Origin of the sequence: Streptomyces sp. NPDC005761, from assembly GCF_040630635.1 — a bacterium.
GTDB lineage: Bacteria > Actinomycetota > Actinomycetes > Streptomycetales > Streptomycetaceae > Streptomyces.
Genome location: NZ_JBEXXX010000020.1, coordinates 11,619 through 23,462, shown reverse-complemented (window position 1 = coordinate 23,462; position 11,844 = coordinate 11,619). Strand labels below are relative to the sequence as shown.

General features: G+C 70.1%; 6 protein-coding genes. 2 read left to right on the top strand and 4 right to left on the bottom strand.

Annotation, left to right across the window (positions count from 1 at the left end; genetic code table 11):
• Window position 1 precedes the first annotated feature (1 nt).
• The 4 genes from ABZ434_RS19570 to ABZ434_RS19555 form a co-directional block, all read right to left on the bottom strand.
• A complete protein-coding gene (locus tag ABZ434_RS19570) occupies window positions 2-2,248 on the bottom strand; it encodes a 1,4-beta-glucanase (RefSeq protein WP_359138039.1) in 2,247 nt (748 codons plus the stop codon).
• Between the two features lie 57 nt (window positions 2,249-2,305).
• Window positions 2,306-3,277: a carbohydrate ABC transporter permease gene (locus tag ABZ434_RS19565; protein ID WP_359138036.1), complete on the bottom strand. Its 972-nt coding sequence runs from the start codon at window positions 3,275-3,277 to the stop codon at window positions 2,306-2,308.
• Window positions 3,274-4,383 (bottom strand): ABC transporter permease subunit, encoded by a 1,110-nt coding sequence (locus ABZ434_RS19560; protein WP_359138033.1) that lies wholly within the window; start codon window positions 4,381-4,383, stop codon window positions 3,274-3,276. The genes ABZ434_RS19565 and ABZ434_RS19560 overlap by 4 nt, the downstream gene beginning before the upstream one ends.
• Window positions 4,384-4,483: 100 nt before the next feature.
• A complete protein-coding gene (locus tag ABZ434_RS19555) occupies window positions 4,484-6,157 on the bottom strand; it encodes an extracellular solute-binding protein (protein ID WP_359138030.1) in 1,674 nt (557 codons plus the stop codon).
• Between the two features lie 457 nt (window positions 6,158-6,614).
• Here ABZ434_RS19555 and ABZ434_RS19550 point away from each other — a divergent pair, with 457 nt between their 5' ends.
• A complete protein-coding gene (locus ABZ434_RS19550) occupies window positions 6,615-9,488 on the top strand; it encodes a glycoside hydrolase family 3 C-terminal domain-containing protein (RefSeq protein ID WP_359138026.1) in 2,874 nt (957 codons plus the stop codon).
• A gap of 67 nt (window positions 9,489-9,555) precedes the next feature.
• Window positions 9,556-11,826, top strand: a complete 2,271-nt coding sequence (yicI, locus tag ABZ434_RS19545; RefSeq protein ID WP_359138023.1) for an alpha-xylosidase — start codon at window positions 9,556-9,558, stop codon at window positions 11,824-11,826.
• Window positions 11,827-11,844: the final 18 nt, after the last annotated feature.

Sequence of the window (11,844 nt, the reverse complement as noted above, 5' to 3'; positions counted from 1 at the left end):
CTTATGCGGGTTCTGCGTACTGGATGCCGCGGCCGTTGGTGCCCAGATAGACGCGGCCGTGGACACGGGGGTCGCCGGTGATCACTTCGCCGGTCCAGCCCCACTGGTGGGAGTCGTCGTTGATCCGGACCCAGGTGGCGCCCGCGTCGTCCGAGCGCAGCACCGCCACCGCGTCGTGCGTCGCGGAGACGCGGCCCGTCTGGAAGACCGCCGGGTAACCGGCGCCGGGGCGCTTGCGGCCCCTGACCGGCGCGGCCTTGCCGAAGCCCAGGGCGTGCGAGGCCTGGCATCCGGCCACCGGCGTGAACGTCAGTCCGCCGTCCGTCGAGCGGAACAGTCCGTTGTCCTTCGCGGAGAGCCACAGGTCGCCGCTGCGTCCGGGCGCCGCCACCACTTTGAACTGCACATCGCCCGAGGGGAGTTCGGCCGCGCCGCGGGTGAACGTCACTCCGCCGTCCGAGGAGTGGAAGACCGCTCCGGTGTCGGTGTCGTAGACGTAGAAGCGCCGGGGGTCGATCGGGTCGGCGACCGGGGCGCCGCCCTTGGGGAAGGTGCCGACCTCGCTCCAGCTCGTCCCGCCGTCGGTGGAGCGGTGCGCCGGGTACTTGGTGCCGTCCCAGTGGACGAACGACCAGAGCAGGACCGCTCCGTCGGCGGAGACCGCGACAGGCCCGGGAGCGGAGGCGGCGATCTCCGGCTGGGTGGCGAACGGCTTCCAGGTCCTGCCGCCGTCGTCCGAGGAAGCCCCGGCGGAGGCGGAGCCCGACGGCCAGCCGGTCCGTACGACGTACGAGGGCTTGAGCGCGGCCATGGCGAGGCCGGTGGCCGTGCCGAAGACCGGGTTCGTCGCCATGCCGCGCGACGGGGAGGCGGTGAGCGAGTCGTGGTACATGACCCCGATGTCGCCGAGGCCGCTGAGGAGGCGGCCGTCCTTGCCGGGCGGGGCGACCAGGAACCGTACCGACGTCTCCTCCAGGCCCCGGATCTCCGGGGCCCAGTGGACGAGGTCGCGGGTACCGAAGAGCGTCGCGCCGGTCCCGTACACGATGTGCCGCGAGTCGAACGGGTCGACGGCCACGGCCTGGATCCACCACCCGAACTTGGCCGACTCACCGCCCCAGCGCAGATAGGGGGTCTCCGCGACATCGAGGACCGCCGTGTCCTTCAGCGAGGTCCAGGTGACGCCGGCGTCGGTGGAGCGGAACACCGTGTCGATCTGCGCCCAGCGGTTGTTGGTCGTGACCACGAGTGTGCCGGCGCGGCGCGCGTCGACCGCGACACCGCCGTAGCCGAAGCCGTCACCGGCCGTGGCGTCGGGCTTCACCGGGGTCACCTCGGTCCAGGCACCGGTTACCGTGTCGAGCCGGTGGACCGCCCCGTCGGACTGCCCGTTGGGGCCCGGGGCGTCCGCGTAGGTGACGTACAGTGCCCGGCCGCGACCGTCGTACGCGGCCCTGACCGGCACCTTCGTCGCCGCACTCCCGGACGGCTGCCCGGGCACGGCCTCCCAGCCGCCGGAACCGTCCGTACGGTAGAGCGCGCTGCCGCCGTCGCCCCAGCCCGCGTACACCGTCCGGCCGGCCGCGGCGAGGAACATCACGCCCTGGCCGCTTGCCGACGCGGTCGCGGGGAAGTCGACGGACGCCCAGGTCGCACCCCGGTCGGTGGAGCGCAGCAGCCCGTCGTGCCGGGTGCCGAGCCACAGCGTGTCGCTGTCCCGGGGGTCCACGAGCAGCCGCTCTCCGGCGCCGCGCCCGTCCTCGTTGGCGCCCAGACGAACCGTCAGGTCGGCTCGCTGCCAGGTCGCACCCCGGTCCTCGGAACGGAGCACCGCGCCGGGGCTCGCCCACGACTGGGCGTAGGTGCCGCAGGCCAGGTAGAGGCGGTCCGGGTGCGCCGGATCGACGGCCAGGGCCTCGATGCCGAGCAGGTTCCAGTCGTCCCAGCCGAGGTGGTCGGTGAGCGCGGTCCAGCGGGCCTTCCGGTCGTCCCAGCGGTAGGCGCCGCCGATGTCGGTCCGGGCGTAGGCCAGGCCCTTGACCGACGGGTGGAACAGCACTCCGGTGATGAACCCCGTCCCGCCGATCGCGGCGGTCCGCCAGCGGTGCGGTTCGGCGGTGCTGTCCCCGTGCCCCCGCGAGGACGCGGTGGCGGTGCCCGCGGCCGGCAGGGCGACGGCCGTGGCGGCGACGGCCGCCGATGCGAGCACGGTTCTGCGGCTGGGCGTGGGCGCGGACGAAGCGCGCATGGCGAACACCTTCCGGTCAGGGAGGAGAGGATGAACAAGCGGGGGCCGTGCTGCGGATCAGCCCTTCACGGCGCCGGTGAGCATGCCCTTCTGGAAGTGCTTCTGGACGAACGGCGACAGGATCGCGACCGGGATCAGCGCGAGGATCATGACCGCCATCTGTACGGCCAGGCTGTTGATCGAGCCGTTGCTGACCGCCGCGCCCATGGCCCCCGGAGGCACCTGGTGCTGGAGGACCAGCTGGCGCAGGATCATCTGCAGCGGGTACTTGTCGCTGTCCTGGATGTACAGCATCGCGTTGAACCACTGGCTCCAGTAGCCGACCGCGTAGAACAGTGAGATCACGGCGATCACGGCACGCGACAGCGGCATGATGATCTGGAGCAGGATGCGCCACTCCCCGGCGCCGTCGATGCGGGCCGCGTCGATGAGTTCGGGTGCGGTGTCCATGAAGAAGCCGCGCAGGACCAGCACGTTGAAGACGCTGATCGCACTGGGCAGGATCATCGACCAGTAGCTGTTGCTCAGCCCGATGCCCGTGACCAGGAGGTACGTGGGGATGAGGCCGGCGCCGAAGAACATCGTCGCCATGAGGGTCATCAGCAGCGGGCGGTGGGCGTAGGAGTCGCGCCGGCTCAGCCCGTACGCGCACAGGATCGAGACCACCATGCTGACCACCGTGCCGACGACCGTGAGGCCGACGCTCACGGCCGCCGCGCGGGTCACCGCGCCACCGCTGAGGAGCTCCTTGTACGCGACGAAGGTGATGCTCTTGGGCCAGACGACCAGGCCGCCCGCGTCGTTGATGGCCTTGGTGTCGGAGAGGCTGGTGACGAGCACCACCCAGATCGGGATGATCACGATCGCGCAGATCGCGACGAGTCCGATTCCCTTGAAGGCGAGACCCGCCTTGGTCGGTTCCTCCTCCCACACGGGGCGGGGTTCCATCCGCAGAGCGCGCTGGAGCGGAGTCTCGGCGCGCGGAGCGGGCTCTGCCGGGTCCTTCTCAAGTTCCAGGAGAGTTGTCATTTCTTGGAGTACACCCCCTGCTCGCCCAGCATGTGGGCGACCTTGTTGGCACCCAGCACCATGGCGACGCTGAACAGCCCCTTGAAGACGCCGGCGGCGGCCGCGTAGCCGAAGTCGCCGGTCTTGATGCCTGTCCACCAGATGTAGGTGTCCAGGATTTCCGAAGCCCCGGCGCCGACCTGGTCGCGCTGGAGCAGGATCTGCTCGAAGTCGAGGTTCAGCGCGCTGCCCACCCGCAGGACGAGCAGGAGTGCGATGACGGGTCGCAGCGCGGGGAGGGTGACGTGCCACATCCGGCGCCAGCGGCCCGCGCCGTCGACGGCCGCGGCCTCGTACAGATCGGTGTTGACGGCTGCGAGCGCGGCGAGGAAGACGATCACGCCCCAGCCGGCGTCCTTCCACACGGCCTGGGCGGAGACCAGGAACTTGAAGAAGCCCGGGTTGGTCATCAGGTCGAAGCCCTCGTGACCGTGTTCGCGCAGCCACTGGGCGACGAGTCCCGCGCCGCCGAACATCTGCTGGAAGACGGTGACGACGAGCACCCACGAGAAGAAGTGGGGGAGGTAGACGACCGCCTGGACCCAGGCCCGGACCCGCGCGCTCATGATCGTGTTGAGGAGCAGCGCGATGGCGATCGGGATGGGGAAGAAGAGGACGAGCTGGGTGACGAAGATGACCAGGGTGTTGACGAGGACTTCCCAGAAACGGTAGTCCTCGAAGATCCGGGTGAAGTTGTCGAAGCCGACGAAGGGGCTGCCGGTGATGCCCAGGTCGTACACGTCGTAGTCCTGGAAGGCCACGATGTTCCCGAGCAACGGGATGTAGTTGAAGATCAGCAGCAGCGCGATGGCCGGTACCGTCATGAGCACCAGGGTGCGGTCGCGGTACAGCCGCTGGCGCCACGTGATGCCGTTCAGCTGCGGTCCGGCTTCGGCCGGTCTGCTCTTCGGTGTGCGGATACGGCCGGTGCCGATCGCCCGCGACCTGCCCGTCCGTCCGCCGCTTCCGTCCTTGCCCTCACCGTCACCGTGACCGCCGCCGGCCGGGACATCGGCCCCGTCGGCGGTGCGGTCCGGGTCGGTCGTGACCGTGGCCCGTGGCTTCACCGTGTGCTCCCCATGTCGTGCTCTCCGCCCCGGCCGCCGGGGTTCGTGCGCCCGGCGGCCCTCGTGCTGTGCTGCGTACGGTCGGTGCGCGTCGTACGCGTCAGACGCCGGAGCCGTTCTTGTCGAGAATGTCCTGGTACCAGTCGCGCAGCTTGTCGCCGCCGCTCTTCTTCCAGGTGTTCACGGCCTCCTCGACGTCGCTGACCTTCTTGCGGCCGCGGCGGATGTCCTTCTGCAGGTCGTCGAAGGGCGTGTAGAGGGAGGCGTACCGCTGGGGCTCGACGACCTGCATGCCGAAGAAGAGAGGCTTCTTGATGTGCGGGGCCTGGCGTGCCATCCAGGCGGCGTAGTCCTTCGCCAGCTGCGGCTGGTCCGGGTACGCGATCGAGGTGGGCGGCGAGGCGAGGAACAGGAAGGTGGAGGGCTGGGCCTCCTCGACCCCCTGCGGGGTGTAGGTCGGGGCGCCGTCCTTGATCGTGTAGTGGGTGCCCTTCACGCCGTAGTTGGTGAGCATGAACTCCTCGGTGCCGAACGGCGCGGCCGCGTAGTCGGCGATCGCCAGGAACTCCTCGATCTGCGCCTTGGAGAGCTTCTTGCTGAGGAAGGTGAAGATGCCCGCCGGGTCGTCCTGCCACAGGACCGGCTTGCCGCCGTCGTGGCTGAAGAAGTCGAGCGCCTGCATGTCGAACTTCGGGTTGGCGGACTGCTGTTCGGTGACCATGCCCTTCCAGCCGCCGGTGCCGTCGTTGTACATCACGACGTGCCCGCTGGTGAAGCGGATCTTGGCGTCGGCGTCCTTGCCGGCGTCGGCGTCCGGGTGGACGTACCCGCCGTCGTGGAGCTTGCGGGCGAAGGCGAGTGCCTCGCGGTACGCCTTCGTCTCGATCTTGTGGACGAGCTTGCCGTCCTCCAACTGCCAGTAGTGCGGCGCGTCGGGCAGCAGGCCGTAGATCTTCTGGATACAGGTCCAGAGGTCGTCGAAGGCCCACACCTTCTGCTTGGGAGCCGTGTGCTCCTTGCCGAAGGCGAGCAGGTCGTCCGCGGAGGCGGGCACGGCGCCGGAGCCGATCAGGTCCTTGCGGTAGAAGATCGCGTTGCCGATGATCGGCGTCGGCATGGGGAGCCCGCGCAGCTTGCCGCCGAAGACGGAGTACTGCCAGGCGCCCGTCGGTATGTTCGCCAGGTTCGGGTACTTCTTGACGGCGTCGCCCGCCAGGTAGGGCGTCAGGTCAGCGAACTTGGCGCTGATCGCGTTGCGGATCTGTCCCTGCATGTTCCAGCCGGGGATGGTCATGACGTCCGGGATGTCCGAGCCGGCGAGGACCGCGCCGATCTTGTCCTGGTACGTGTTGCCGTCCTGCGGGTCGAAGTTGAGCGTCGCGCCGACCGCCTTGTCGACCGCCGTGTAGTACGGGTTGTTCTTCTTCGGGACGGTGCCCCACAGCGGCGTCATGACCCGGAACTTCGAGCCCTTGCCCGGGACCGACTTCACGGAGACGACCAGCGGGTCGGGCAGCTTGGTGAAGCCGGGACTCGAACCGTTGACGCTCGCGACGTCGGGCTGGACCAGGTTCAGCGGAGCGTAGGACGGCACAACCTTCTTGAGCGCCTTGCCCGTTGTCGTCCCCTCCTTGTCCTTGGATCCGGAACCGGAGCCGCCGCACGCGGCGAGCAGCGGTACCCCGCCGGCCACGGCGACAGCGGCGACCGCGCCCGTGGCGAGGAAGCTTCTCCGGCTCGGAGCCGTGGAGGAGGGGGTGGAATTCGGCGTCATTGCGTCAACCCTTCGAGGCGCACCAGGACGACACGTGGCGGGCGACCGCCGTTCGGTTCCTGTGTCTGAGGTGGAGCGTTGCTGACTGAGCCGGCGTGACCGGCCGCAGGTGAAGCGGTTCAACAGGGAAGCGGCAGAACCTGTCGCCGTCCCGGGCGGATCAAGGGCGCCGGGCGCCCCATCGAAGCTCTGTCGAAGCGCTTCGATGTTGCAGCGAGGTTAAGTGAAGGGCCCCGGCCGCACAAGAGCCCGTTTCCAGATTCCTCCGACCTGTTTCCGAACCGTTTCCTGGCCCAATGAGGGGTTGTCGCGTACGGAGGTCGGAGTCGGCCCCTTGACACTGGCGGGGTCGGCCACCGAGCATCGAAGCGCTTCGAAAGATCTTCCGACGCCCCTCAGGCCCTCGTACGAGGCGCAGGCACCGGAATACCTCCCACCTCTCCAAGGGGACCCGCACGTGACGGAACAACCGCAGCCCTTCCGCGACCCGCAGCTGCCCTTCGCCGAGCGCGTCGACGATCTGCTTCAGCGGCTCACCCTCGACGAGCGCATCGCGATGCTGCACCAGTTCGCACCGGCGGTGGACCGGCTCGGCCTCGATGCCTTCCGGACCGGCCAGGAGGCGCTCCACGGCGTGGCCTGGATGGGCCCGGCCACGGTGTTCCCGCAGGCCGTGGGGCTCGGCGCCACCTGGAACGGTGACCTGGTGCGCCGGGTCGGCGAAGCAGTCGGCAACGAGGTCCGTGCCAAGCGCGCCCAGGACGACCGCGTCGGCCTCAACGTCTGGGCCCCGACCGTGAATCTGCTGCGCAACCCGCTGTGGGGGCGCGGCGAGGAGGGGTACTCCGAGGACGCCGCACTGACCTCCGCCATCGCCGTCGCGTACACCCGGGGACTGCGAGGCGACCACCCGCTCTACTGGCGGACCGCCCCCGTCCTCAAGCACTGGCTCGCCCACAACAACGAGACCGACCGCGACACCACCTCCTCCTCGGTCCGCCCGCGGGTCCTGCACGAGTACGACCTCAGGGCCTTCCGCGACGCGGTGCGGGCGGGCGCGGTGGCCGGTGTCATGCCGGCGTACAACCTGGTCAACGGACGCCCCAACCACGTGTCGCCGCTCCTGTCCCAGCAGCTGCGCAGCTGGACCGACCGGTCGCTGGTGGTCTGCTCCGACGCCGGGGCGCCGTCCAACCTCGTCGACTCCGAGCACTACTTCGACACCCATGAGGAGGCGACAGCCGCTTCCCTGCGCGCCGGTGTCGACAGCTTCACCGACCACGGCCAGGACTCCTCCGTCATGACCGGCCGCATCCGCGGCGCCCTGGAGCAGGGTCTCCTCGACGAGCACGACATCGACACCGCCGTCCGGCGCTTGCTCGAACTCCGCTTCTCGCTCGGGGAGTTCGACCCTCAGCTCGACCCGTACGCGAACACCACCGACTTCGACACCGAGGGCCACCGGGCGCTCGCCCTGGAAGCTGCCGAACAGGCCGTCGTCCTGCTCAAGAACGACGGGCTGCTGCCGCTGGACCCCGCCGCCGGGAAGACCGTCGCCGTCGTCGGGCTCCTCGCGGACGCCTGCAAGCTCGACTGGTACAGCGGCACCCTCATCCACCGCTCCACCCCGCTCGACGGACTGCGGGAACGCTTCGGCGCGGAACACATCGTGCACGCGGAGGGCGTCGACCTGGTCCGGCTGAGGTGCGCGGACGGCTGGCTGCGGATTCCCGCGGCGGACACGGACCAGGAAGCCGCGCGGGGCGCGGAGGGCGCCCTCGACCCGGCGCTGCTCGCGGGCCGCACCGATCTGCCCCCGCTGACGTGCGGCGACACCCCGTCCGAGCTGGCGCTCGTCGACTGGGGCAACGGCGTGATCACGCTGCGGGAACCTGACGGCCGCTACCTGTCCGTCGCCGACGACGGCTATCTGCGCGCTTCGGCGGACGAGCCGGGCGGCTGGATCGTCCAGGAGACGTTCCGCTGGGAGGCGGTGGAGAGTCATGCCGGCGGTCACCGCCTTCTGCACGTGGGAACGGGTAGGTATGTCTCTGTTGCCGCCGACGGCGTAAAGGTTGCCGCTCCCGCGGAGGAAATCTCCGGCACCGCGGAAGCCGCCGGAACCGTCTTCGAGATGGAGGTGACCGAGCGCGGCGAGGACACCGTCGCCCGCGTGGCAGCCGCCGCCGACGCCGTGATCGTCGTGGCCGGAAACGACCCGCACATCAACGGCCGCGAGACCGAGGACCGCGCCACCCTCGACCTCCCCGCCCAGCAGGAACGCCTGTGGCGGGCCGCCCACGCCGCCAACCCGCGCACCGTCCTCGCTGTCACCTCCGCCTATCCGTACGCCCTCGCCGACGCGGCGGCCACGCTCCCCGCACTCGTGTGGACCGCGCACGGCGGGCAGGCCGCCGGAACCGCGCTGGCCCGCGTCCTGGCCGGTGACGTATCCCCGGCGGGCCGGCTGCCGCAGACCTGGTACGCCTCCGACGCGGAACTGCCCGGACTGCTGGACTACGACATCATCGGCTCCCGCCAGACGTACCTCTACTACGAGGGCACCCCGCTCTACCCGTTCGGCCACGGTCTCTCGTACAGCCGGTTCACCTACAGCGCCCTGAGCGCCGTGCGCGACGGCGACCTGGTGCGCGTGTCACTGACCGTCACCAACACCGGAGCCGTCGCCGCCGACGAGGTCGCCCAGCTGTACGTGCGGGCGGTGTCGCCGTCCGTCGTCCGGCCGCTGCGCGAGCTGGCCGGGCACCGCAGGCTGCATCTGGCGGCCGGCGACGCCGAGCGCGTCGACTTCGTCGTCCCCGTTGCCGAGCTCGGTCACTGGGACGTGGCACACGGCCGGTGGACCGTCGACCCCGGCACGTACGAGATCCAGGCAGGCGCATCGAGCGCGGACATCCGGCTCATCGCGGTCGTCACGCTCGACGGCGAACCGTCCGGACCGCGACCCGTCCTCGTCCGGGGCCTGGAGGCGGCCGACTACGACGAGCAGCTGGGCACCGAGATCGTCGACCGGACGAAGTCGGACGGTGACGCGGTCACGGCCGTCGCCGAAAGCAACGAACTCCTGTACCGCCGCTGCAACTTCGCCGCCGGAGTGCGAGGAGCCGAAGTGCTGGCGGCGGGGGAGGGGGCCGTACTGATCACCGTCGGCGCCAGCACGGTCGCCGTCCCGGTCCCCGCCACCGACGGACCGTACGACTACCGCACCGTCCAGGCCGCCCTCCTCGCTTCCGGCACCGAAGACCTGCGCATCACCCTGCGCGGCTCGGTGCGCCTGGCCCGGATCACCTTCACCGGGGACGGCGAGTGAACCGGACCGCTCCGCGCCACCCCGTACCCGCCCCTCCCCGACCAGTTGCCCCCGGCAAGGAGTCCGCATGAAGTTCACCGACGGCTTCTGGCTCATGCGTGAGGGCGTACGCGCCTCCTACGCGACCGAGATCCGCGATCTGCACGTGGGCGCCGACCAGTTCACCGCCTACGCCTCGGTCAAGCACGTCGCCGCACGCGGCGACACCCTCAACACCCCGCTCATCACGGTCGAGTGCTTCTCACCGGCCGAGGGCATCATCGGCGTGCGGACCACCCACCACGCGGGAAGGGTGAATCGAGGGCCCGACTTCGTCTTCCCCGGACTCGACCCCGCAGCCGCGGGGGCCCGCACCCGGCGGGACGGGGCGGTCACCGAACTGACCAGCGGGCCGCTGACCCTGCGCATGGACGGCGACGGCCCCTGGGGCCTGACCTTCCTCGACGCCGACGGCCGGCCCCTCACCGGAGTCGACTCCAAGGGCACAGCCTTCGCCACCACGCCGGACGGCACCCACCACATGCTCGCCCAACTCGCTCTGGACGTCGGCGAGAACGTCTACGGCCTTGGCGAGCGGTTCACCCCGTACGTCAAGAACGGCCAGACCGTCGACATCTGGCAGGCGGACGGCGGCACCAGCAGCGAACTGGCCTACAAGAACATCCCGTTCTACCTCTCCTCGCGCGGCTACGGCGTCTTCGTCAACCATCCGGGCAAGGTCTCCTTCGAGGTCGGCTCGGAGTCCGTCGGCCAGGTGCAGTTCAGCGTCGAGGACCAGTCGCTGGAGTACTACATCGTGGCCGGACCCACGCCCAAGGAGGTCCTCGCCCGCTACACCGCGCTCACCGGCCGCCCCGCGCTGCCGCCGGCCTGGTCCTTCGGCCTCTGGCTCACCACGTCGTTCTGCACCTCGTACGACGAGGACACCGTCACCTCGTTCGTCGACGGCATGGCCGAGCGCGACATCCCGCTCTCCGTCTTCCACTTCGACTGCTTCTGGATGCGCGAGTACCAGTGGTCGGACTTCCTCTGGGACCCGGACGTCTTCCCCGACCCCGAAGGCATGCTGGCCCGGCTCAGGGAACGCGGGCTGCGGATCAGCATGTGGATCAACCCCTACATCGCGCAGAAGTCCGCACTGTTCGCGGAGGGTGCCGAACTCGGACACCTGGTGCGCCGGGCCAACGGTGACATCTGGCAGTGGGACCTGTGGCAGCCCGGCATGGCCCTGGTCGACTTCACCAACCCCGCGGCACGCGAGTGGTACAACAGCAAACTCCGCGTCCTGCTCGACCAGGGGGTCGACTGCTTCAAGACGGACTTCGGCGAGCGCATCCCCACGGACGTCGTCTGGCACGACGGTTCCGACCCGGAGCGCATGCACAACTACTACGCGCAGATCTACAACCGCACGGTCTTCGAACTCCTGGAGAAGGAGCGGGGCCACGGCGAGGCCGTGCTCTTCGCCCGGTCCGCCACCGCCGGCGGCCAGCAGTTCCCCGTGCACTGGGGCGGCGACTGCTTCGCCTCGTTCACGGCGATGGCCGAATCGCTGCGCGGCGGCCTCTCCCTGTCGCTGTCCGGCTTCGGCTTCTGGAGCCACGACATCGGCGGCTTCGAGGGCACCCCCGACCCGGCGGTCTTCAAGCGCTGGCTCGCCTTCGGTCTGATGTCCTCGCACAGCCGGCTGCACGGCAACGTCTCCTACCGCGTGCCGTGGGCGTTCGGCGAGGAGGCGGTGGACGTCGCCCGCAAGTTCACCCTGCTCAAGCACCGGCTGATGCCGTACCTGTACGGAGCGGCGGCCACCGCACACCGCACCGGCCTGCCGATGATGCGCCCCATGCTGCTGGAGTTCCCCGGCGACCCGACGACCCGGATGCTGGACCGTCAGTACATGCTCGGACCGGACCTGCTCGTCGCGCCGGTCTTCACGGAGGACGGGCAGGTCGAGTACTACGTCCCCGAGGGCACCTGGACCGTCCTGCTGACCGGCGAGACCGTCACCGGACCGGTCTGGCGACACGAGACCCACGGCTTCGACAGCCTGCCGGTCCTGGTACGCCCGGGCGCGGTGCTCCCCTGGGGTGCCGACGACCAGCGCCCCGACGGCGACTGGCTGGACGGCCTCACGCTGCGGGTCTTCGAAGGGGTGCCCGCCGGTGAGGGCACGTCCGTCACGGTGCCGGACCTGACGGGCGAGACCGCCGCCGAGTTCCGGGTGGTGCGGGACGGGGAGACCCTGACCGTCACCTCCGAGGGCACGGACCGCCCGTACCGCGTGGTCGTGGAGACGACGGGAGCCACGGCGGAGGGAACGGGCACGGTGACGCTGTAGCGGTCTGCGGTGCGGGGA

Excerpts from the sequence above, each read along its gene's own strand:
- ABZ434_RS19570 (WP_359138039.1), bottom strand. The coding sequence starts at position 2,248 with ATGCGCGCTTCGTCCGCGCCCACGCCCAGCCGCAGAACCGTGCTCGCA.
- ABZ434_RS19565 (WP_359138036.1), bottom strand. The coding sequence starts at position 3,277 with ATGACAACTCTCCTGGAACTTGAGAAGGACCCGGCAGAGCCCGCTCCG.
- ABZ434_RS19555 (WP_359138030.1), bottom strand. The coding sequence starts at position 6,157 with ATGACGCCGAATTCCACCCCCTCCTCCACGGCTCCGAGCCGGAGAAGC.
- yicI (WP_359138023.1), top strand. The coding sequence starts at position 9,556 with ATGAAGTTCACCGACGGCTTCTGGCTCATGCGTGAGGGCGTACGCGCC.